This is a genomic window from Microbacterium sp. UBA1612 (genome assembly GCF_002321605.1).
In the GTDB taxonomy this organism is placed as follows: Bacteria; Actinomycetota; Actinomycetes; order Actinomycetales; family Microbacteriaceae; genus Microbacterium; species Microbacterium luteum.
Genome location: NZ_DCMW01000023.1, coordinates 36,668 through 59,033, shown reverse-complemented (window position 1 = coordinate 59,033; position 22,366 = coordinate 36,668). Strand labels below are relative to the sequence as shown.

Genomic DNA, 22,366 nt, shown 5'->3' with positions numbered 1-22,366 from the left:
CGAAGGCCCCCTACGCGCGCGAAGCGGCGTCGTCCCGGTTCAGCAGCTCATCGAAGTCGTCGTGAGCCGACCGGCGACGGCGAGAGCGCGGAGCGGCCTCCGCTTCGGCCGAACCTGCCCCGACGAGCTCCTTCTGACGCTCTTCGACGGGTTCGGGCACCTCATCCGCGTGTTCGTGAGGCACATCGTCCTCGTCGTCAGCGCCGGCGTCATCGTTCACGTCGTCCTCGTCGGATCCGGTCCGACGCCGACGGCGATCGCGAACGGCCTCGATGATGAGGGCGAGCGCGACGAACAGCAGGAACACGCCGACGGTCACGACGACCACCGGGATGGCGGGGTTTCCGCCCTCCGGATCGCCCGCGACGGGGGCGTTCAGCTCGTCGAGACTCAGCCGGATGTCTTCGGCCACGCCCCACTCCTCCTGCTGGGCGAGGACCATCTCGCCGAAGACGGTGGTCGCCACGGCGGCGATCTCCTCCGCCCGCTCGGCCGAGGTGGCGACGCCGACGATGTCGATGATCGGCAGGGTCAGACGCCCCCCGAACTGCTCGTCACCGGCAGGCTGGGTGGTGCGGCGTACCGCCGAGATCCCCTCGCCGTCTTCGAAGTCGCCGGTGCGTGCGGCGACCTCGGCGGCCACCTCGTCACTCGACGCCATGTAGGCGAGGATGATCGCGCTGTCGGACAGGTTGATCGGCGTCGGGTCCTGCACGACGACCTCCTGCGCCTCCGGATCGTCGGACTGGGGCAGCGCCGTGGTCTCCCCCGGGATCTCGACCTGGAAGTAGTCCGGCTGCGGCGACGTCAGCAGCACGGTCGACGACGCCATATAGGAGCGGTCCGCTCGCGGCTCGATCTGGCCGTCCTCGACGGTGAACCCCGCCAGCAGGCCGGCCGCCACCGCGACGACGAATCCGATGATGAGCAGAACCTTCTGGTTCAGCAGTCGACGCAGATACGTAGGTTGTTCCATGGGCACCGTCACTCTCCCCCTGAGTTCAGCTCCATGACGATCCGAAGTCCCCAGGGACCGGCACGGAGGCGGCGCAGTGCCGGGCCGCTCGACAACTTTCCCACCGCTGTGTTGCGTCCGTGTTAACACGGTGGGAAGACCGATCGCACAACGCCGCTGACGCTTGCAACCGGCACCGAAACCCGCGAATGTGAGTCGCGACGACGGCGCCGCTGGGGAAAACCGGTGCCGTTGACCTTTTCTGGGGGAAGGACACTGGGGTGGAGAACTCTCTCCAAACCTCGGCGGCGCGTGGAGCGTCACCGACGGCATCCGACGTGACGATCGTCGTGTGCACACGCGACCGCGCCGAGATGCTCGCGGCGGCGCTCGCCGCGATCCTGCGGGCGACGCGCAGCGCCGAGATCGTCGTGGTCGATTCGGCATCGATCACGACATCCACCCGAGACGTGGCCGAGGCTGCCGGTGTCCGATACATCCGCTCCGACGTCCCCGGTCTCTCGATCGCACGCAACCTGGGGCTTGCCGCCACAGATCGTCCGATCGTGGTGTTCACCGACGACGACTGCGTCGTGGATCCGGGATTCCTCTCGCCGCTGATCGCGCCGTTCGCCGACGCCGCCACCGTCGGCGTCACCGGACGCCTCCGCGACCACGGCGACCGATCCGCAGCACCCCCGCCGACCGTCGACGTTCTCACCCGCGTCGCGGACGGTCTGGATGCCGGGCACGGCGCACTGATGGCGTTCCGGCGGGACAGCGTGCTCGCATCGGGAGGGTTCGACCCCGTTCTGGGCGCCGGCCGGCGCTTCGGCGGCGCGGAGGACCTGGACATGTTCTGCCGCACCCTCGCCGGGGCGGGGCGGCTCGCGCGTGTGTCGGACGCCGCCGTGACGCACGTCAACACGCGAGGCGACGACGACTACACCACTCTCAACGCCGCCTACGGACGCGGGCTCGGCGCGATGCTCGCGAAGTGGCGCCGCACGCACCCCGGGAGCAGCTGGACGCTTCTGAGTATCGTGATCCGCCGCGCGGCGGTCGGATCCTTCCGCCGCGCGCGCACACGACGAGGTCGCGCAGCCCAGCGGGCCTATGTGGCGGGGCTCCTCGCCGGGTTCTTCGCGGCGCGATGGCGCCCGGTCGACGGCGAGAACCTCGTCGACACCGATCCGCCGGAAGCCGTTCCCGCGAGCGGTGCGGGCGTCCGAGCAGAGGAGGTCGGGTCGTGAGCAAGGTGTCCGGAGTGCTGAGGTCGCTCGTCGATCCCCGCACGTATGCACAGGCGTTCCGGCTGCTTCACTTCGCCGCGTACTCGCACGTTCAGCAGGTGAGACTGCTCGACCGCGGCGCCGAGGTCAGCTTTGCGCCCAACGTCTCGTTCCGCAACGCCGAACGCATCCGTCTCGGCGCAGGCACGCACATCGGGGAGCACAGCATCATCTGGGCGGGGAACGCCACCGGACGCATCACCCTCGGCGAGAAGTGCCTGCTCGCGCCGCACGTCACCCTCACGGCTTCGAACTACCGAACCGACCCCGGCGAATTCGTCATGGACCAGCCGAAGATCGAGCGCGACATCACCATCGGGCGTGACGTCTGGCTCGGTGCGAACACCGTCGTCGTCGCGGGGGTGACCATCGGCGACGGCGCGATCGTCGCCGCCGGCGCGGTCGTGACCAAAGACGTCCCGGCCGCCGCCATCGTCGGCGGTGTCCCCGCGCGCGTGCTGGGGTGGCGCGGCGGCATCGAGCCCATCGAGACCGAGCCCGCCGAGACCGAGCCCGTCGAGGACGCGGCATGAACGGCGGCGCACAGGCGGCCGTGATCGTCGTCAACTTCAACACGCGGGTCGAGACGGCGACCGCCATCCGCACGCTGCGCGAGAACACCGAGACCCCGCTCGAGGTCGTCGTCGTCGACAACGGATCATCCGACGGCAGCGCGAGCGCCCTGCGGCAGGAGTTCCCCGACATCTCCGTCGTGGACGCCGGCGAGAACCTCGGCTTCGCGGCGGGCGTCAACCTCGGCGTACGCCGGTCTACCGCCGAGTACGTCGTGCTCCTCAACCCGGACACCGAGGTGCTCCCGGGCGCGGTCGACGACCTCGTCGCGTTCGCACGCACCCACCCCCTCTTCGGCGTCTACGGGGGTCGCACGCTGCGCCCGGACGGAACCACCGACCCGAGCTCGTGCTGGGGGGCCATGTCGCTGTGGTCGCTTCTGTGCTTCGCGACCGGTCTGTCGACCGTCTTCAAGCGATCCCGCGTCTTCGATCCCGAATCGCTCGGGCACTGGCAGCGCGACACGGTGCGCGAAGTGCCGATCATCACCGGATGCCTGCTCCTGACGACACGCACGACCTGGGAGCAGCTGGGGGGCATGGACGAGCGCTTCTTCCTCTACGGCGAAGACGCCGACTTCTCGCACCGGGCCCGCGCGCGCGGACTGCACCCCGTCATCGTGCCGTCCGCGACCATCGTGCACGCCGTCGGCGGGTCGACGTCTTCGAGCGGACGCAAGATGTGCATGGTGATGGCCGGCAAGGCCACGGTGCTGCGAACGACATGGCCGGCACCCGCGCGGGGGCTCGGCATCCGGTTCCTGGAGTTCGGCGCGCTGCTGCGCCGCCGGAACCCCACGTGGGAAGAGGCGTGGCGGCGCCGGGCCGACTGGCGCGACGGCTACCCCCGCGCGCGCAGCACCATCTTCGGGCTCCCACCCGTTCCGGACGACCCCGCTCTCTCCGTCGGTCACGCCTCGGCCACGACGACGTGACACCACACCCGGCACCACCCGACCAAAGGATGACGATGATGACCTCTCCGCGCACCACACTCGTCGACGCGCTCCGCCACACCGCGCGCACCGTCGGCGAGACCCACGGGATCCTCTACTACGACACTCCGGATTCGTCGCGGCATCGTCGCTACGACGACCTCGACCGCAACGCGCGCACCGTCGCGCACGCCCTCACCGCACGGGGGCACGGCCTCGGCGACATGGCCGTCATCGGTCTGTCATCCGGCCTCGAGTGGGCGGACGCCGCCTGGGGCACCCTCTATGCCGGCATGGCCTTCATCCCCGCCCCCGTCGCCGGCTACGGCACCGGGGCGGTCATGGGAGAGCGCATCGCCGGGATGGCGCGCGCGGCCGAGGCGACCGTCTTCATCACCGACGCCGGCGTGCTCGAGCGCATCGACGCCGCTTCACTCGGGATGGAGGTGCTCCTGCTCGAGGAGCTGCTCGCAGAGGGCGACGCCGACGCGTGGTCGATGCCTGCGCTGGACGGGACTCGATCGCCTACCTGCTCTATACGTCGGGATCGACCGGCGACCCCAAGGGCGTCATCGCCACGCACTCCACGGTGCTCGGCACCGCAGACGCCGCGCGGGACATGTGGGACAGCAGCCCCCGCGCGACGCTCGTCGGCTGGGCGCCGATGCACCACATCATGGGCCTGATGATGCAGGTCATCATCCCCGCGATCAACGGTGCACAGGCCGTGGCGACGGGCACCGAACAGTTCCAGCGCCGGCCGGTGATCTGGTTGCAGCTGATCAGCAAGCACGGCGGCACCATGAGCGCCGCCGGCAACTTCGCCTTCGCCCTGGTCACACAGCTGGCCACCGACGAGCAGATCGCCGAGCTCGACCTCCGCAGCCTGAAAGTGCTGTTCTCAGGCTCGGAGCCGGTTCGCCCCGAGACGCTGCACGCCTTCCTCGAAAGGTTCGCCTCGACCGGAGTGACCGAGCAGATGGTCGCCCCCGTCATGGGCATGACCGAAGCGAACATGATCTCCGGCAAGTTCCCGGACGACGAGCTGATGATCCGACGCTTCGACGCCGAGCGACTCGAAAACGGTCAGCTGGTGCCCGCCGACGGCGACGGCACCGTCGAGTGGGTCTCCTGCGGCCGTCCCACCGATCAGACGCAGGTCGTGATCGTCGACCCCGAGACACTGGAGCCCGTGCCGGATGGCATCGTCGGAGAGATCTGGGTCGCCTCGCCCATGGTCTCGCCGGGTTACTTCCGTCGACCCGACGCGACCGCCGAGACCTTCGGTCACACGATCGGCGGATACGACGGCGCATTCATGCGCACCGGCGACCTGGCCGCGATCCTCGACGGTGAGCTGTTCGTGACGGGCCGCCTGAAGGAGATGATCATCGTGCGGGGTCGCAACCTGTACCCGCAGGACATCGAGGCGGCCGCCCGCACGGTCTCGCCCGCGATCGGCATCGGAGCGGCGTTCGAGCTCACCGGGCACCCCTCGGTGGTCGGCGTCGTGCTCGAGGTGAACGAGGAAGCCCTCGCGGAAACGCAAGAGAGCATGGATGCCCTCGGCGCCCGTGTTCGGGACAGCCTCATGTCGCGAAGCTCCCTCCCGTCGCTCGCCGTGGCCTTCGTCACCGAAGGCACCCTTCCCCGCACCCCCACCGGCAAGGTGCGCCGCATGCCCACTCGTTCTCACATCGAGTCCGGCACGCTGCGCCCTCTCTACTCGTCAGGGTTCCGCCCAGTGCTCACTCCCGCCTGACGAGACTGCCGGGCCGGACACCCCACATCCCAGCGAGATCCGGCCCGGCAGGTCCCTCCCCGACCGCCACCACCGTTCATCATCCACCCTCGAAGGAGACCGGAGCATGTCTGTTCCGCCCGTTCTCGCCCACGACTGCCTGCAGAAGACCGCCGCCGCACACGGCGATGACCGCGGCATCCTCTTCCACCCGAGCCTCGACACGTCGGAGTTCCGCGGCTACGCCGACCTCGATCGACGATCCCGCGCCATCGCGCACGCGCTGACCGAGCAGGACATCGGCGTCGGCGACCGCGTCGTCATCGCGCTGAGTCCCGGGCTGGGATGGGTCGACGCCGTCTTCGGAGCGCTCTACGCCGGTGCCGCCTTCGTTCCGACCCCGGTCGCGGGATACGGGCTGCCACCGGCGATGGTCGCCGAGCGGGTCGGTGCCATCTCTCGCGCGGCGGGAGCGTCCGTCATCATCGCCGACGAGACGCTCGCCGCCGTGCTGGCCGCGGCTGACATCGACATCCCGATCGCCGTTCTCAGCGAGCTGCTCGACACGGGAGATGCGGATGCGTGGATGCCGCCCGCGATCGATGCCGACGCGATCGCCTGGCTGTTCTTCACCTCGGGCTCGACGGGCGATCCGAAGGGCGTGATGGGAACGCACCGCGCCCTGCGCGCGACCGCGGACGCAGCGTCGGAGCTGATCGCTGCCGACGAGACCTCGACCCTCGTCGGGTGGCTTCCCCTGCACCACGCGATGGGCCTCATGATGCAGGTGCTCGTGCCCGCGGTGAACGGTGGAAAGGTGGTGCTCACGACGACCGAGCAGTTCCAGCGCAGGCCGATGTCGTGGCTGCACCTCATGTCGACCCACCGCGCGACGCTCACCCTCGCCGGCAACTTCGCGTTCGATCTGTGCGTCAAGTTCGCGACCGACGCTCAGGTCGCCGAACTCGACCTGTCGGCCGTGCGATGCTTCGTCTCGGGGAGCGAGCCGGTGCGTCCGAGCACCGTCGCCGCCTTCACCCAGCGCTTCGCCTCGACGGGGCTCGACCCCGCGACGGTCGCTCCGGCGTTCGGGATGACCGAGGCCATGTTCATCACGTCGAAGCCGCTCGGGGTGCCGTACACCGTCAGCCACGTCGACGCCGACCGCCTCGCCACGGGAGAGTTCGTCCCGTCCGCGGCCGAAGACGCCGTCGAACTCATCTCGTGTGGCGTGCCGAGCGCTGAGACCCGCCTCGCGATCGTCGACCCCGACACCCTCGAGGCGGTTCCGGAAGGCGTTCTGGGCGAGATCTGGATCTCTTCGCCCGCGGTCTCACCGGGATACTTCCGCCGTCCCGAAGCGACGGCCGAGACATTCGGATACACGCTGGCCGGTGACGACGGGGCGTACGTGCGCAGCGGCGACCTCGGCACGATCGTCGACGGTGAGCTCTACGTGACGGGTCGGCTGAAGGATGTCATTATCCTGCGCGGACGCAACATCCACCCGCAGGACATCGAGTCCGCCGCGGCCGCGCTCTCACCCGCGCTCGGCGTGGGGGCGGCGTTCGAGCTGGAGACCGGCCAGCGCATCGCGCTCGTGATCGAGTACGACCCCGATCTGGCCGTGGAACCCGTCGAGACGCTTCTGGCGCGTCTGGAAGACGAACTCGTCACGCGCTTCTCCCTGCCCGCGATCGCGATCGGGCTCGTGTCGGCCGGCGGCGTCCCTCGCACCCCGACAGGGAAGGTCCGCCGTGCTCCGGCGCGCGGGCTCGTGGCATCGGGGGCGATGCCCTACCTGCATGCCGTCGGTCTGAAATCCGCCGAGGCCGCACCCGTCTGACCGCATCACACACCGTACGAACACGAAGGAGAGAACATGTCTGACACCACGACCGCTCCCACCGATGCTGTGTCGTCAATGACGTCCTGGCTCATCGACAGGATCACCTTCTACGACCAGGTCGATCCCGCGACGATCACCCCTGAGGCGCCGCTGACCGAGCTCGGCCTGGACTCGATCTATGTGCTCACGCTCTGCGGCGACATCGAAGACACGTACGCCGTCGCCGTCGATCCGACCTTCTTCGGCGAGTTCGCCACGCTCGGTGAACTCGGCGAAGGGCTCGCCGCGCGGGTCGCGGCCGGCTGAGGAACCCTGCCGCTGACCATGTCGCGAGACACCGATGCGCCGCCGAAGAGAGACATTGTGCACGTGCGCGAACGCGCCGTGCACTGGGTGCTCGGGCGCTGCGACGCGCCGCGCCGGGAGCTGACGCACATCGCCGAACGGTGGGTCGAAGACATGGTGACACGCGAGCTCGGACTGCGCTGGCGCGGGATCGATCGGGGATCGGGCGGCGAGAAGCCCCGACTTCGAGGGCTCGACGCCGACTTCTCCGTGTCGCACAGCGGTGACGTTCTGCTCGTCGCGGTCGGGGCCGGTGACGGGATCGGCGCCGATGTCGAAGCGGCACCGTTCACCGCTTTCGATTCCCGGGCCCTGCGTCGGCGCATGTGCTCTCCAGCCGAAGCGGCACGCTCCGAGAGTCTCGACTCACTCGCGCGACGGCGTTGGCTGGCTCCGACCTGGACCGCCAAGGAGGCGGCCGCGAAGGCGACCGGCGAGGGGCTCGGCCTCGACTTCCGCACGCTCGAGGTATCCGCCACGCCCGCACCCGACGACGCCGAGGCGGTGTGCCACATCGCGGTCGCCGACGCCAGCGGCATCGTCGCCATCCCCCTGATTCTGCGGAGCGAGGGATCGGTTCTCACGGGATCCCCGCTGACCGTTCGAACCGTGACCGAACCGCGCCTGGCTTCCTGAGGAGCAACGATGTCGACGACTGTGACCGCGAGCGATGAGATCGCACCCGAGCGGCCGACCCGGCCGCACGCCGAATTCATGCAGATCTGGGAGGAGGGCTACGTCTCCAACCACATCTCGTTCGAGAACATGCAGACCCCCGGCCTGCTGATCGCCGAGGGAGGCCCGCTGCTGCACCCAGACGGCTCCCTCGATCGAGTACGGATCCGCGCCTTCGTGCAGGGGGCCGTCGCGAGCACCGAGTCTTTCCGCCTTCGCCTGCAGCGCTCGTTCCTCGGGCTGACACCGCCGGCCTGGGTGCCCGACGACGACTTCGATCTCGATCGCCACCTCGTGTTCTCCGACACTGCTGTGGATCCCGCCACCGCAGACCTGCGGCGCCTCTCCGGCGCCGAGGATCCGGTCTTCTCGCTGCGGCATCCGCTCTGGCGGATCCGGATCACCGCCCTGACCGACGGTCGCGTCGCGGTCGGGATGATGTTCCACCACGCCATGACGGATGGGCTGTCCGGGATGCGCCTGTTCTCCACCGTGACCCAGGCAAAAGCCGACGAGCCGTTTCCCGAACCGCGCGATCCTTTCGCTGCCGTGCCGCCGGCGCGTGCCTGGCACCTGCCGGGGCTCGCGCTCGAGGAGTGGTGGCGCCGCGAGGGTTCGCTCGGCGCAGCGTGGCGCTCCTACTGGAGCCGCCCGGTGTTGCGGCGGATCCGTCGGGTCGGGGCGCGACTGCTGCTGCCGCTGCGCTATGGGCGAGGCGGCGAGGCCGCGCGCCGCGCGGCACTGCCTCCGCGCCACTCGGCGTATCGCGCGCTCGATGCCGGGCTCGCCGGTCGCCGCGCCCGGGAGCACGGCGGCACCCTCAGCGATCTTCAGGCCGCGGCCATGGTGGGAGCGTGGCCGGGCGAGCAGCGCGTGGTGAGTCTGCGGTTCCCGGTGTCGTTCCACTCGTCGGCCGCGTCGCACATCCGAAACCACGTACGCGACATGTCGGTCTCCGGCGATGCCGACGCCGATCTGTCCGCGACCGTGCGCGCGATCCATCGTCAGGTCGAAGAGCGCGACGACGACAAGCCCTACCCGCCGGCGCCCGGATTTCCGATCGGCTACAGCACGCTGCTGCCCTGGGTCTCCCGGCCGCGCTTCTTCGCGGGGGCGAAAATCCTCGATGTCGCGCCGTTCCCGGCGAGCCTCGGAACGGACAGCCTCGCCGCCGCGGGCATCATGTACAACGGCCGGCTGTTCATCGGCGCCAACATGTCCACGACCGCCGATGTCGAGCAGACCGTCGGGCGCATGTACGAGCTCATGACCGGCCTCCCCGACCCCGGTCGTCCGGTCGCGTGAACGGGAACGGGAACGCGCCGACCGTCACGGTGGTGCTGCCGTCGTACCGGCGGCTGCACCGCCTTCCGCCACTCATCCACGAGTACCGCGGCCAGGGCGCCGATCAGATCGTCGTCGTGCTCGACGGTCCGCACGAGGGCTGGCGCGATGAGCTCCCGCTCGGTGACGACGCCCTCGAGATCGTGCAGCTGACCGAGAACGTCGGACTCGCCCGCGCCCGCATCGCCGGGCTCGAGCGCGCCCGCGGAGACGTGGTGCTCGCCGTCGACGACGACGTGATCCCCGGCCCGGGGCTGGTCGCCCGCCATCGTCGATTCCACGCCGAGGGCGGCGCGCGGGTACTGCAGGGGTACATGCCCGTCTCCCTGCCGACCCGACGCGGGTCCGACCAGGCCCCGACCTATCTCTACGCGCGCGACTACGATGCGCAGGTCGCCGGGTGGCGGCGCGGCGACTCCGACACCATCCTCGGCTCCCTGTGGGGTGGGAACGTCTCTCTCCCCCGATCGCTGTATCTCGCGGCGGAGTCGTTCAAGGCTTCGGAGCGTCTGGAGTACAACGAGGATCTCGATCTCGGCATACGCCTGGCACGCGTGGGGGCCACCGCGGTCTTCGACGATCGTGCGATCGCGGCGCACCACCATGCCCGCGGCATCACCGCATACATGAGGGAATGCGAGGTGCGCGGACAGGCGGTCGCCGACCTCGAGCGCCGATGGGGAGAGCGCCCCGGCCAGCTCACGCCGATGGTGACGATCCCCCGGTCGTACTCGCGCGTGCTCGGCGCGATTCAGCGGCGGATCGCCGATCACGACCGAGGGGGCGCGCTTCAGGCGGCGGTCGTCGGCGCGTACCGGATGAGCGGGGCCCTGCACGCCTGGCGACTGCAGGATGCCGCGACACGGCTGCTGCGGCGGGCGCTCATCATGCGCGGCTACCGCCGGGCGCTCGAGGCTGAGCGCACGTCGCGCGTCGACACCGCCGTCGTGCGGCCCGGAACCTGACCGTCGGCGGTGACGCGCGTGGACGCCCGCCCCGTTCCGATCGATCTGGCCGACGCGATCGATCTCGGCCACGCATGGATGCAGGGGATCGCCGAACGGAACGGCATCCGCGTGCTGCTGCTGAAGGGACCGACACTCGCCCGGCAGGGGGTACGGCCCGCGCATGCTTCCGGCGACGTCGACGTGCTGGTGAGCCCGGACCGCTTCGAAGCGTTCCTTGCGCTCATCGAGAAGGCGGGCTGGCAGGAGTTCCCCGACACCTTCGCGAGCGCTCGCTTCACCCTCCATTCGCGCACGCTGAGACACCCGGACTGGCCGCACTCGACGGACGTGCACCGCTACTTCCCCGGATTCCTCGCCGACCCGCTCACCGTCTTCGACCTGCTATGGCATCGTCGCGCCGAGGAGGCGTTCGCACACCGGGTCTGTCAGGTGCCCGATGCCGTGGCGAATCGGCTGATCACCGCTCTTCACGCGTTGCGGGGCGGTCCGCAGAATCCGCGTCACCAGCGCGACCTGGCGCATCTGCGGCAGTCACCGCTCACGGGAACGCAGCGCGACGACCTCGTCTTTCTCGCGCACGCCACGGGATGCGCGGTGACGCTCGAGACGGAGCTGCGCGCGTGGGGGGTCGACATCGTGCCTTCAGCGCAGGAGCGGTCGGCGCCCGGGCTCGACGACTGGCGCGACAAGGTGCGCGGCGCGCAGACGCCGGCGCTGCTGTGGTGGACCGCCTGGCGGCGCGCCCGAGGCCTCGATCGCCTGCGCGTCATGTGGCGGGCCATCTGGCCGAGCCGCGAGGACATGCTGCGCCATCGTCCCGGCGTCCGCGACCGTTGGGCCGACATCATGCTCGCCCGCGTGCGGCGCTGGGGACGCAGCGCCCGGTCACTCTCCCGTGCGCTCGGATGGGCGGTGTCGCATCCCTCCATCGACGGACGCCAACCCTCGCGTGAGCAGGTCGCGGAGGAACGCTGAGACCTGCGCGGGCACGTCATCACTCGTCGGCTGCGACACGGAGATCACGCGTTCGCAGATCTCCGCCTCCGTCCCACCCTCGGCGAGCGCACGCCAGATGACTGCCGCCGAACCTTGCAGAGCGACGGGGGCGCGGTCGTCCCGCAGCGAGCAGGCGACGACGTCGTCTGCTCCGGTCCACGACACATCCGGCGCCACAGCCCAGTGCGCGGCCCCACGCTGCAGCAGCCCCGCCTCCTCGAGCTCTCTCACGGCCGATGCGACGAGAGTCGCAGCATCGTCCGACGGGGGCGTGCCGTGCAGACCGACGGCGCTGGCGCGCAGCGTCTCCATGGACGCCCCGGACGCGTGCCGCCAGAGCGTCGGGGCGACCCCCGCGAGAACATGGACGACAGCCTCACCGCCGGCGTCCTCGCCGTCGGTGTCGTCGTCGCGCCGGAGCACCGCGATGCGGTCGGGAGAGGAGAGGCCGACCGCATCGAGGTGAGGCGAGCGCGCGTACGGCTCCGGAGCCACCTCAGGCGGGGGTGCCGCCACGAGGGGCGGTTCGACGAGTTTCGTACCGGCTGGTGCGGCGCCGACCGCGGCCCCTGTCGCTGTCGCCGCCGGGAGGACTTCACCCCACACGTCGCTGAGCTCGCGGGCATCGGCGTAGGTCGCGCGCACGACGCCGGCGGTCGCCGCCACGTGCGACGCGATCGTGCGCAACGGCGCAGGAAGGTCGGCGAGGAAGCTCGACTGCGCCACGAGGTCGGTCAAGGCGTCGCCGAGATCCATCGCCTCGACGCGCGGCGTGCCCCCGGCCGACGCTGCCCCGTCGATCCGATCGAGGACGACGATGCGCCCGAGCCGAAGTGGACGTTCTCGCACTCTCAGCCCGAGGTCGGTCGGGGCCCATTGCGACTTCGCGGCACGCTCCGGCTCCTTGACCGAAAGCGGCTTGCGGTACGCCCACACGCGCCCGTCGGCATCGATGGCCACGACTTCGTCGGAGACGTACTCGAATGCCGCGCCCGCCGCCTGGCAAGCTGTCGTCTTGCCCCGTCCCGAGGGGCCGACGAGCGCGATCACACGCCCGTCCTCGGCGGCGATGCCGGCGGCATGCAGCATCCACAGCCGACCTCGGTTCAGCTGCAGCGCCACGCGGGTGACCTCGCCGGCGAGGACCGAGAGCCAACTGTTCGGTTCGCCCGTCGGCACCGCCTGCACGTGCGCGTCGGCCGGGCCCGGCGGGGCCACCGCGTCGCGCCAGCACCGCTCGACCAGTTGCCACTGCTCGCGGTCGCAGGCATGACCGTCGATCCGCACACGGCGCCCGAGGGCATCGACGACCAGCGAGCGCTCCACGGTTCCGGAGTGTATCGGGCGCGCCACCCCGGGCCCGACCGCCACCGCGGCCGCGCCGGGTATTCGCCGGCAAGGGCGCCCTGGCCGGGCTCGTTCGCGTTCACAACTCCTCAAATCGTGGCGTGACAGCTGCCTGGCAGCGGCTGTGACCTCCGGGCCGACGCGGATTTGAGGAGTCGTGAACCGCGTCGCCTGCTACGCAACGCTCGGCGGGGCTGGCGGCAGTTGCACACCCACCGGCCCGCGTGATGCACGCCCTAGGATGAGGCCGTGGTCACACCTGTCACCCTCCCCCGCCTGAGCTGGGGAGATCCGCGTGCCCCCGCGCGGGCATTGCTCGTGCACGGCCTCGGCTCCAACGGAGCACTCATGTGGCGATTCGGTGTCGCCCTCGCCGACGCCGGATGGAGGGCGAGCGCCGTCGATCTGCGCGGCCACGGCACCGCGCCGCGAGCGCTCGACTACACCCTCGCCGCCTATGCGGCAGACGTCGCGATCGCGCATCCCGACGACGATGAACCGTGGGACCTCGTGATCGGTCATTCGCTCGGCGGGGCTGCGGTCACGCTCGCCGCCGCCGACAACCCCGCCTGGACGCGCCGCCTCGTGCTCATCGACCCCGGGCTGCGGATCACCGACGGCGAGCGCGACGCGGTGCGCTCCTCGCAGGACGAAGCGTTCATGGACGTGACCGTCGAGGACGTCCGCCGAGACAATCCGCGGTGGCACGAGCAGGACCTCGAGCTCAAAGCCCTCTCGTCGCGCCAGGTCAGCCGGTGGGCGGTCGCCGAGACCGACACGCAGAACCCGGACTGGGATGCGCGCGCCGCGGCCGCTGCCCTGCGCATCCCGACCCACATCATCGGCGCCGACCCCGCCGTGTTCTCGATCTTCACCGCAGACCTCGCCGCCGAGGTCTGCACCAACCCGCACATCACGATGTCGGTCGTCGAGAACGCCGGCCACTCCCCCCACCGCGACCGCCCCGACGAGACCCTCCGCCAGCTGTTCGCCGCCCTCTGACGGGAGCCGCATGCGGAGGGCGTTCGCCCAGCTGCCGACGGCGGGTCGATCGGGGGCGCGCGCCGCTAGACGGCGCGTGTCCGGGCCCACGTGTTCACAACTCCTCAAACTTGCGCGAACCGGGCCGCGCATCCGGCGAGGTGACGGCCGACCCGCGCGTTCTTGAGGAGTTGTGCACACGACATGCGATGCACACGACACGCGACACGCGACACGCGACACTCGATGCGCGACGCGAGACGCGCGATGCCCGACGCGCGCGACACACGATGCACGCGACACGCGACACAACGCACCGCGTCCGAGACCGCGCACGCGTCTCGGGTCGCCCCCCAGCTTGTGACCCGAGACGCGCGCGCAACGATGTCGCCCACCCCCTGTGAGCGTCCGTGGTCCATGACCGTCGGGTACCGTCGCGTGAAGTCTATGAATCCGCCCACGCCGGCTCACTCGTATCGAATGACAGTCTTCGTGTCAGTCGGCGGCGTCGATCACGCGAGCGATCTCACGGCGGCTCGACAGGCCGAGACGAACGACGATGTTCGTGACGTGATAGTCGATCGTGCGCTTGGAGAGGAACTCGATCGCAGCGATCTCGTCACTCGTGTACCCCTGGGCGACCGCGCGGGCGATGCGCACCTGCTGGGGAGTGAGCGAGGCGAGCGGATGCGCGCCGCGATCCCGCTCGAAACGGGCGATCATCCGCTCGACGATGCCCTCGCACCGCTCCGCGAGCGCCAACGCACCGAGTCCTCGGAGCTGCGCGATCACGTGGTCCCATACCTCCCGCGCGCGATCGGGATCCGGTGAGCCCTCGTCGCCGTACCTGACGAAGTAGCGCCCGACCACCATGCGCACCCACACCTGCCCCATGGGGTCCTGCGCGGGGCCGAGCACGGTCAGCGCACGCTCCGCAGCCGCCAGCGCATCGGAATGACGCTCCTCGAACTCCGCCGCGAGGCTCGCGCACGCCCAGTAGTACGGGTCGTCCACCGCATCGCTCGTCAATGCCCAGTCGGTGAGTCGCCGGCGGAAGTCGGCGAAGCTGCGCCGATTCCACGCGGCGACGAGGGTGAGAACGCGCCACTCCCCGTCTCGATACGGATGCCGGTATCCCGGCTCCTCGGAGTCGTCCAGGGCGTGCTGCAGCCCATCCCAGTCACCTCGCGTGACGGCCTCGACGATGCGTGCGTGCAGCAGCACCATCGCGGCGAGGTTGCTCGGCGTGGTCTCGGCGAGCACACGCGCCTCGCGCAAGTCGGCCGCGCCCGCATCCAGATCGCCCGTGACCACCCGCAGCAATCCCCGCACGGCGAGGATCTGCGTGCGGATCCAGTCTCGCTCGATCGTGTCGTTCGGCTCGCCCAGACGCTCCACCTCGACGGCGGCGTCGGCCCATCGCCCCTGTCGGATCCGGATGAACGCGAGCAGCACCCGCGCATGGCTGATGAAGCCCGGTCGCGATGCGGCCGTCAGACGAGCACCGCGGGAGAGGTTCACGGCCGCGCGTTCGAGCGAGCCGTGCAGGTGATGGACGTCACCGAGGGCGATCAGCGCCAGGGCATGCTCGCTGGACAGCAGGTTGCGGCTGCGCAGCGGAGCGAGCGCCGACTCGAGAGCGACAACGGCCTCGTTCTCGGTGCCCGTGTGGGCTTCGATCATGGCCGCCATCCCGAGAATGTCGAAGCGACCGATCTCGTCGGTGGCGTCGGCCGGCTCAGCATCGAGGGCCGCGCGAACCGCCGCGAGGCACCGCGCTGCCACCACCCACGCACCGGAGGCGATCGCGCCGAGTGCGACGTAGGCGATCGCCGCGCTGCGCAGGGATGCCGCGCTCGCGATGGGGCGGTCGTCTGTGGCGGCGACCTCGTCGGGGCTGATCGCCAGCACAACCGACGCCGCCTCGTCGACACGACCCTCCCCCACGAGCACACTCGCCAGCACGCCGTCGCGCTCCACGCCCCGCTCGAGCGCCGAGATGTCGTCGATGTGCACCATGAGCAGGTCCACGCGGTGACTGCGCAGCGCCATCGCACAGGCGGCCCGCAGCATCCATTCGTCCGTCGCGTGCTGCAAGGCGACCCCGATCGCGGCGGCCGCGTCTCCTCGCACCCACGATGCCTGGGCCTGATCGCGCGGCGAGAGTGGGGGCACGGCATCTCCTGTTCTGCTGGGTACATTCTGGCCCCCACAGGTTCGGAGCGATGGGACCGCCGGTCAGTCGTCGATGTCGACGACCTCGAGCGAGGCCGAGAGGTCGACCTCGACCTCGTGGTGGCCACCGTGATGCCCGTCGTCGTCATCGTGGTCCGACATCATGTCGCCGACGGTCCAGACCGACACGGAGAACTCATGGTCGTCGTCGCGATCGGTTTCGATCGAGCTGACGACACCGGTGCCACCGGCGGCGGCGATCGCGGCGTCGGCGATGTCGGCGATACGCGAGGTGTCCAGCGCCGGGTCGGCGTCGTCGTCGCGATTGTCGGCACGCACCGTCGTGGCCCCATCCACCGCGACACGCACATCGACCTCGGTGCCGTCCGCGAGGATCACGTCCACCGACCAGCCACGACCTTCGACCTCGACCGCACTCGCGCCCGTGCCATCGGCGGCCGCCACGGCGCGATCGATCGCCTCGACCAGCGCCGCCGGCTCGCCACGCTCAGCCAAGGGCGACCCCGGCGTCTGGTTCGGCCCGACAGCATCGTCGCTCTGGCCGCCATCGTCGGGGCGGGATGCATCCGCATCGCCCGTCGTCTGCCCCGACCCGTCCGGCCCGACCTCGGCCGCCGGAACGGTCTCGACATCGCGCCCGTCGGTCAGCGCATCGACGGCGAGCGCGCCGAGCCCGCCGAGCAGCAGCACGCCGACACCGGCTGCCGCGCCGATCAGCAGCGGACGCGCCACCGAACGCTTCGGCGCGGGATTCTCCGACGCCGGCCGCGTCGACGGCTCCGGAGCGGGGCCGGGGTCGCGGGCATCATCCAGCGGGGTGGTGGGGGTGTCGTCGTTGTTCGTCATGCCCTCACTCTCCCTCGCGAGCACTGAACCCCATCTGAACCCTGCTGACAGCCCATTCAGGAATCCCGGATCGGCAGCTCGATCACGACGCGCGCGCCGCCGAGCGGGGCGGTGTCGATGCGCACGGATCCCCCGTGAACGCGCACGATCTCGAGCACGATCGCGAGGCCCAGACCGCTGCCGCCGGCGTCTCGCGAACGACCCTCATCGAGGCGGACGAAGCGATCGAACACCCGCGATCGCTCACTCTCGGGAATGCCCGGTCCGTCATCGTCGACCCACACCAGCGCGGTGCCGTCGACCGCGCGGACCCCGACCGCGATCCGGTCCCGGGCGTGACGCCGCGCGTTGTCGACGAGGTTCTCCACCGCCCGTCGCAGCAGCCGCGCGTCACCCCGAAGCCGCACGGGCTCGACACTGCGGGCATCGACGACGAGCCCCTCGCCGGCCAGGCGTGCGACCTGCGCCCGGGCGAGATCGTCCAGGTCGATGGCATCGGATGCCCGCACCGCCCGCTCATCCAGCCGCGCCAGCAGCAGCAGACCCTCGAGAGTCTCCTGCATCCTCGCGCCCTGCTCGCGCACGACGTCGGCGATCTCCGCCGTCGACGTCGCGCCGGGATGCGCCTCGGCCAGCTCGGCGTACTGCCGCATCGTCGCCAACGGCGAGCGCAGTTCGTGGGATGCATCACCGGCGAACCGCTGCTGTGCCGCGTACGACTCCTCGATGCGCGAGAGCATCCGGTTCATCGTCGCCGCGAGCAGGTCGACCTCATCGCCGGTTCCGCGTACCGCCACCCGATGATCGAGCGCGTCGGCGTCGATCGCGTCCACCTGGCGCCGGATGCGATCCACCGGCGACAGCGCCTGCGCCGCGACCGCCCAGACGACGAGCCCGACGACCGCGACGGCGAGCGGCACGGCGAGCGCGAGCAGCGTGCCGGTCTCGGCGACAGCCGCATCCACCTCGGCCAGGGATGCACCGAGCAGCAGGGTGCCCTCGTCGAGCGCCTCCCCCACCATGAGATAGGACTCGCCGTCGATGACGGTGCGCACCGGGCTGCCCTCGACCGTGTCGGGGAGCGCCAGGGCATCGTCGGCGTTGACGACCACCGTCGTCTCGTCGGCGGCCGTGGTGCGCCAGGCGATGAGGGAATCGTCGTCGCGCTCGGCGATCCACGCCGCCGGCACGAGTCCGCCCTCCAGTCCGTCGGCGATGCTGGCGAGCTCGGACTCCAGACGCGTGGCTACACCAGACGTCAGGTTCTGCGCCAGCAGCGACACGATCCCCCACGCCCCGAGACCGAGCACGATGGCCACCACCGCCGTCGCGACCAGGGTGATGCGGGTGCGGATGCGCCGTGACGCGCGACGCTCAGCCGCCATCGGCGGCCATCCGATACCCCGCCCCACGCAGCGTCTGGATGCCATCGCGACCGAACGGACGATCGACCTTGCGCCGCAGCCGGCCGATATAGACCTCGACGATGTTGGGATCGCCGTCGAAGGCGTCGTCCCACACGTTGTCGAGCACCTCGAGCTTGGTGACGACCTCGGCGGGGTGGCGCATGAGGAACTCCAGCACCGCGAACTCTCGCGCCGTCAGCTCGATCTCGGTATCGCCGCGGTGCACCGTGCGGGCCGCGGGATCGAGCACGAGGTCGCCCGCCGAGAAGGTTGCCGGACGCGCGGTCGCGCCCCGTCGCACCAGCGAACGCAGCCGTGCAACCAGCACGGGGTACGAGAAGGGCTTGGTCAGCCAGTCGTCGGCGCCCGTCTCGAAGCCTTCGACCTCATCCCATTCGCCGTCTTTCGCGGTGAGGAACAGCACCGGGGTCCAGATCTCTTCGGCCCGCATGCTCTGGCACACCCGGTAACCGCTCATGCCCGGCATCATCACGTCGAGCACGACGACGTCGTAGTCCTGCTCGCGGGCACGCCACAGGCCGTCGACACCATTGTGGGCGACGTCGACGGTCATCCCCTCCGCCTCGAGGCCGCGACGGATGCCCTCCGCCAACCTCACCTCGTCATCGACGAGCAGCACACGCATGAATCGAGTCTGCCGGGTGCGCGCTGACTCCGCGCTGAACCGGATGGACGACGAGTCTGTGCGTGACGCTATGACGGGCCAGAAGGTCGGTATTGGATCGCGACATGCGGTCCAATCATGCGCTCTACTCGATGCCAGCAGTCCACTGACACCGAGGAGGCGGCACCATGTTCATACTGGCCCTGTTCGGAGTGCTCGCCACGGCAGGCCTCATCGCCACCGCGCACGCTCTCGTCACCGACGGACAACGGCGCATCCCCACCGAAGGTCGGTGATCGCAGTCCGCCGGATGGGTCAGTCGGCCGTTCGTCGACGCCACCACTGCCACGCCGCGACGCCCAGCAGGCCGATGCAGGCACCGGCCGTATTGGCGACCATGTCGAGCTCGCTCGGCGTGCGGCGGTCCAGCAGCACCCCCTGCACGCTCTCGATCACGAGCGTCAGCACGATCGCGATCGGCAGCACCAAAGCGCGATCGCGCAGGATGAGCGTCAGCAGCACCCCGAGCGGCACGAAGAGCAGGATGTTCGCGCCGAACTCGATGCGGGCGTACGTCAGCACGGGGATCAGCCGCGTGACGAAACGGATGAGCGGACCGGCTCCCGCATCCACGGGCGACGGCCAGAAGGCGATGAGGGTGAGAGCGAGCAGGTAGGCGCCGAGAATCCATCCGGCGATCGAGCGCACGCGCGGGGTGACGCCGGCGGATGCCGGAGCGCCGTGCGTGGGCTCCGTCCGTGATGCCGGCGTCGGCCGACGGTCGGGCGGGAGCGGCGGTCGCGGGGGCACGGCGATCTCGGGTCGTCGTGGCGGCGGCTGCTCGGGCATCGTCCCATCATGCCGGGCGTGCGCGCCGCCGGTGTTGCGACGGGGTTACGACGCGGATGCGTCCCGGTGCAGCCGCACGGCCAGGAGGCGGGTGCCGCGTCAGGACGCGGGCCAGCCGTCGAGGTCGGGATCCCAGCCGACCTCTTCCTGCGGCGGCGTCGGCGACACCGCGGCACGCTCCTGGTCGGGGTAGTGGCGATGCCGACGCATGTTCGCGGCCGCCTCGGAGAAGTCGGGCTCATCACCATCCCAGTCGATGGGAGCCGACAGCACGTCGTTGCCGACCCCGATCACGAGATCGGCCTGCGCGACGGACCCGTCCTCGCGAACGATCGGGATCCGTGCCGCCTCGGCCTCGCGGTGACTGGCGATCGCGGCTGTGAGGGTGACGAGCACCTCTGCGACGTCGTCACTGGTCATGACCGATTCTCCGGCGTAGGTGATGCATCGCATGGTCCTACTGTGCACCGCCGGTCTCGCCGCAATCCGGGGGTTGTGGATTCGCGGTCCGCGGGCTAGCTCGTCGCGCAGAGGGCCCTGTCGAGGGAGCGAACCGACCTGCGCGCGTTCACAACTCCTCACATCCGGGCCGTTCGCGCCCCTCAGGCCGGCGATTCGGCCCGGCGCGCACATTCTTGAGGAGTTGTGAACGACGATAGCCGGCCTGACGGACGCCACCTGGCTCCGGCTATCGCGCGAGGTACGAGGCGAAGCGCTCGCCGATCAGGCGGTGCGCCTCCGGGCCGGGATGCAGCGCATCCGGCAGCGGAAGACGCTCCTCATCGGCCGCGCCGAAGAGCTCGAGGCCGTCGACGAACGTCAGGTTCGCGTCGTCGGAGCGGCGCGAGGCGACGTCGCGCAGCGCATCCCGGATGGCCTCGAGCGTCAGTCGGCCAGCGGCGACCTCGGTCGGGTCGCCGGTCGCCGCGAAGCGCACCTCGCCGGCGGCGAGCGCTTCCGGGTCAAACGCACCCGGACCGGGCGTCGCCTCGTGGATCGCGCAGTGCAGCGGTGAGATGAGTAGCAGGCGCGTGTCGGGATGACCGTCGCGGATCGTGTCGAGGAAGCCGTGCACGGCGGGCACGAACGCGCGCAGCCGCATGGCGTCTCCATTCACGACGTTGATGCCGAGCTTCACGCTGATGATGTCGGCCGGGGTGTCGCGGATGACGCGCGCCATGAAGGGGTCGACCATCGCGCTACCGCCGAAACCGAGGTTCGTCAGCTCCACGCCGCGTACTGCGCGGGCCGCGACGGCCGGCCAGATCTCGCTCGGCGCCGTCGCGTTGGAGCCGTGGCTGATCGAGCTGCCGTGGTGAACCCATCGCCGCACGCCGTCGGTTCGCATCGGCGTGATCGGCGCGTCGACGCGCAGGTCGACGAGGTGCACGGTCTCGTTGTGCGGCAGCCAGAACTCCACCGTCGATGCACCGTCGGGCAGATCGACAGTGACCGTCTGCGGCGCACCGGCTCGATGATCGCGGGCGCCGGTGCGCAGATCGGTCTCGATCGCATCCCCGCCGGTCAGCTCCTCTCGCCCCTGCAGGGCACCGTCGACGAACACGTCGACAGCACCGCGGGATCGCTCGAGCCCACGGAAGACGGCACGGGTGGTGTGGAAGGTGAGGTGGGCGCGGGATCCGCGGGTCTCGAAGGCGACACGCACCCCCGAGGGCTGCGACTCGCGGTCGAGCAGCAGCGGGTCGGGGAACCGCTGACGCACCGCGGGCGGGAGGCGGTGCACGGCCACCCCGGCGGCATCCGGGGTGAGCTCGGCGGCGCCGCGCACGATGTCGAGGGTCAACGGGTGGCTGATCATGCGGTGTTCTCCGGGTCGCTCGAGTGAATGTGTTCGGCCGGCCAGGTGGTGAGAGCCCGGTCGAGACCGTCGACGGCCGCGCGCCACGACACGTCGGTGGGCTCGGCGCGATGGGAGAACGCGTCGTTGCGCGTGAGGGCGAGGTAGCCGTTGATCGTTGCCCCAACGAGACGCGCGGCGTGCACGCGCTGATCGTCGGGCACGGGGTAGCCGCGGAGCGTCGCGAGGGTGAGCGATCCGACGCGTGCAGCCTCGGGCGAGGCCACCGTCGACGGGCTCGCGACACGTTGCAGGAGCTCCCACCGCCCCGGACGCGCGGTCGCGTAGGCGCGGTGCGCGTCGGCGAAGGCGCGGAGGGCGTCTGCTCCGGCGAGGCCGGCAACGGCATCCGCCACCGCCGCTGCGAGCTCACGGAGGGCGAGCACGTGCGCGCCGTCGAGGAGCGCCGAGAGGCCGTCGACGTGCTCGTAGAGGCTCGCCGGCTTGACGCCGACCTCGCGGGCGACCGATGACACCGTCACCGCCGCCGCACCGTCGCGGTCGGCGAGGCGCGCGGCCGCGTCGACGACGGCGGCTTGGGAGAGGTTCGCGCGGGGCATGCGCGTTAACCTACACCCTCTAGGTT

General features: G+C 70.5%; 21 protein-coding genes and 1 pseudogene. 12 read left to right on the top strand and 10 right to left on the bottom strand.

Annotated features, from left to right (window positions below):
* Window positions 1-10 precede the first annotated feature (10 nt).
* Window positions 11-976: a hypothetical protein gene (locus B3S45_RS10000; RefSeq protein WP_194383751.1), complete on the bottom strand. Its 966-nt coding sequence runs from the start codon at window positions 974-976 to the stop codon at window positions 11-13.
* 260 nt (window positions 977-1,236) lie between these two features.
* On the opposite strand from B3S45_RS10000, the gene B3S45_RS09995 reads away from it, so the two are divergent.
* The 11 genes and pseudogenes from B3S45_RS09995 to B3S45_RS09945 all read left to right on the top strand — a co-directional run bounded on the left by B3S45_RS09995 (window position 1,237) and on the right by B3S45_RS09945 (window position 11,651).
* The gene (locus B3S45_RS09995) at window positions 1,237-2,208 is read left to right on the top strand and encodes a glycosyltransferase (RefSeq protein ID WP_286720304.1); all 972 of its coding nucleotides are present in this window, start codon (window positions 1,237-1,239) and stop codon (window positions 2,206-2,208) included.
* The gene (locus B3S45_RS09990; RefSeq protein WP_286720301.1) at window positions 2,205-2,780 is read left to right on the top strand and encodes an acyltransferase; all 576 of its coding nucleotides are present in this window, start codon (window positions 2,205-2,207) and stop codon (window positions 2,778-2,780) included. The genes B3S45_RS09995 and B3S45_RS09990 overlap by 4 nt, the downstream gene beginning before the upstream one ends.
* Window positions 2,777-3,754: a glycosyltransferase family 2 protein gene (locus B3S45_RS09985; protein ID WP_286720298.1), complete on the top strand. Its 978-nt coding sequence runs from the start codon at window positions 2,777-2,779 to the stop codon at window positions 3,752-3,754. Before B3S45_RS09990 ends, B3S45_RS09985 begins: the two co-directional genes overlap by 4 nt.
* Before the next feature lie 29 nt (window positions 3,755-3,783).
* Window positions 3,784-4,167, top strand: a pseudogene (locus B3S45_RS09980) (AMP-binding protein); the annotation flags it as partial.
* A 77-nt stretch (window positions 4,168-4,244) separates the two neighbouring features.
* Window positions 4,245-5,516: an AMP-binding protein gene (locus tag B3S45_RS09975; RefSeq protein WP_286720295.1), complete on the top strand. Its 1,272-nt coding sequence runs from the start codon at window positions 4,245-4,247 to the stop codon at window positions 5,514-5,516.
* Window positions 5,517-5,622: 106 nt separating this feature from the next.
* The gene (locus B3S45_RS09970; RefSeq protein WP_286720292.1) at window positions 5,623-7,341 is read left to right on the top strand and encodes a fatty acyl-AMP ligase; all 1,719 of its coding nucleotides are present in this window, start codon (window positions 5,623-5,625) and stop codon (window positions 7,339-7,341) included.
* Between the two features lie 36 nt (window positions 7,342-7,377).
* A complete protein-coding gene (locus B3S45_RS09965) occupies window positions 7,378-7,650 on the top strand; it encodes an acyl carrier protein (protein ID WP_286720290.1) in 273 nt (90 codons plus the stop codon).
* A gap of 63 nt (window positions 7,651-7,713) precedes the next feature.
* Entirely contained in the window at window positions 7,714-8,325 is a 612-nt protein-coding gene (locus B3S45_RS09960) for a 4'-phosphopantetheinyl transferase superfamily protein (RefSeq protein WP_286720288.1), read from the top strand.
* Between the two features lie 9 nt (window positions 8,326-8,334).
* Entirely contained in the window at window positions 8,335-9,669 is a 1,335-nt protein-coding gene (locus B3S45_RS09955) for a wax ester/triacylglycerol synthase domain-containing protein (RefSeq protein WP_286720285.1), read from the top strand.
* A complete protein-coding gene (locus tag B3S45_RS09950; protein ID WP_286720282.1) occupies window positions 9,666-10,673 on the top strand; it encodes a glycosyltransferase in 1,008 nt (335 codons plus the stop codon). Before B3S45_RS09955 ends, B3S45_RS09950 begins: the two co-directional genes overlap by 4 nt.
* Before the next feature lie 9 nt (window positions 10,674-10,682).
* Window positions 10,683-11,651 (top strand): nucleotidyltransferase family protein, encoded by a 969-nt coding sequence (locus B3S45_RS09945; RefSeq protein WP_286720279.1) that lies wholly within the window; start codon window positions 10,683-10,685, stop codon window positions 11,649-11,651.
* Here the strand turns inward: B3S45_RS09945 and B3S45_RS09940 are convergent.
* Window positions 11,562-12,998 (bottom strand): PqqD family peptide modification chaperone, encoded by a 1,437-nt coding sequence (locus tag B3S45_RS09940; protein ID WP_194383761.1) that lies wholly within the window; start codon window positions 12,996-12,998, stop codon window positions 11,562-11,564. The two genes, B3S45_RS09945 and B3S45_RS09940, sit on opposite strands and share 90 nt — an antisense overlap.
* Window positions 12,999-13,268: 270 nt before the next feature.
* On the opposite strand from B3S45_RS09940, the gene B3S45_RS09935 reads away from it, so the two are divergent.
* A complete protein-coding gene (locus B3S45_RS09935) occupies window positions 13,269-14,021 on the top strand; it encodes an alpha/beta fold hydrolase (protein WP_286720276.1) in 753 nt (250 codons plus the stop codon).
* Window positions 14,022-14,495: 474 nt separating this feature from the next.
* On the opposite strand, the gene B3S45_RS09930 is transcribed toward B3S45_RS09935, so the two are convergent.
* The 8 genes from B3S45_RS09930 to B3S45_RS09895 all read right to left on the bottom strand — a co-directional run bounded on the left by B3S45_RS09930 (window position 14,496) and on the right by B3S45_RS09895 (window position 22,340).
* Window positions 14,496-16,175: a helix-turn-helix domain-containing protein gene (locus B3S45_RS09930; RefSeq protein ID WP_286720274.1), complete on the bottom strand. Its 1,680-nt coding sequence runs from the start codon at window positions 16,173-16,175 to the stop codon at window positions 14,496-14,498.
* 63 nt (window positions 16,176-16,238) lie between these two features.
* Window positions 16,239-17,042 carry a hypothetical protein gene (locus tag B3S45_RS09925; protein WP_286720273.1) on the bottom strand — a complete coding sequence of 268 codons (804 nt, stop codon included), beginning with the start codon at window positions 17,040-17,042 and terminating at the stop codon, window positions 16,239-16,241.
* A 56-nt stretch (window positions 17,043-17,098) separates the two neighbouring features.
* On the bottom strand, window positions 17,099-18,427 hold the full coding sequence (locus B3S45_RS09920; RefSeq protein ID WP_286720271.1) for a sensor histidine kinase: 1,329 nt from the start codon (window positions 18,425-18,427) through the stop codon (window positions 17,099-17,101).
* The gene (locus tag B3S45_RS09915; RefSeq protein WP_286720269.1) at window positions 18,417-19,094 is read right to left on the bottom strand and encodes a response regulator transcription factor; all 678 of its coding nucleotides are present in this window, start codon (window positions 19,092-19,094) and stop codon (window positions 18,417-18,419) included. Before B3S45_RS09915 ends, B3S45_RS09920 begins: the two co-directional genes overlap by 11 nt.
* 294 nt (window positions 19,095-19,388) lie before the next feature.
* A complete protein-coding gene (locus B3S45_RS09910) occupies window positions 19,389-19,922 on the bottom strand; it encodes a VanZ family protein (protein ID WP_286720266.1) in 534 nt (177 codons plus the stop codon).
* A 99-nt stretch (window positions 19,923-20,021) separates the two neighbouring features.
* The gene (locus B3S45_RS09905) at window positions 20,022-20,342 is read right to left on the bottom strand and encodes a hypothetical protein (RefSeq protein WP_286720265.1); all 321 of its coding nucleotides are present in this window, start codon (window positions 20,340-20,342) and stop codon (window positions 20,022-20,024) included.
* 268 nt (window positions 20,343-20,610) lie between these two features.
* Entirely contained in the window at window positions 20,611-21,741 is a 1,131-nt protein-coding gene (locus tag B3S45_RS09900) for a GDSL-type esterase/lipase family protein (RefSeq protein WP_286720263.1), read from the bottom strand.
* Complete coding sequence (locus tag B3S45_RS09895) at window positions 21,738-22,340, bottom strand: TetR/AcrR family transcriptional regulator (RefSeq protein ID WP_286720261.1); 603 nt, start codon at window positions 22,338-22,340, stop codon at window positions 21,738-21,740. Before B3S45_RS09895 ends, B3S45_RS09900 begins: the two co-directional genes overlap by 4 nt.
* Between the last annotated feature and the right edge of the window lie 26 nt (window positions 22,341-22,366).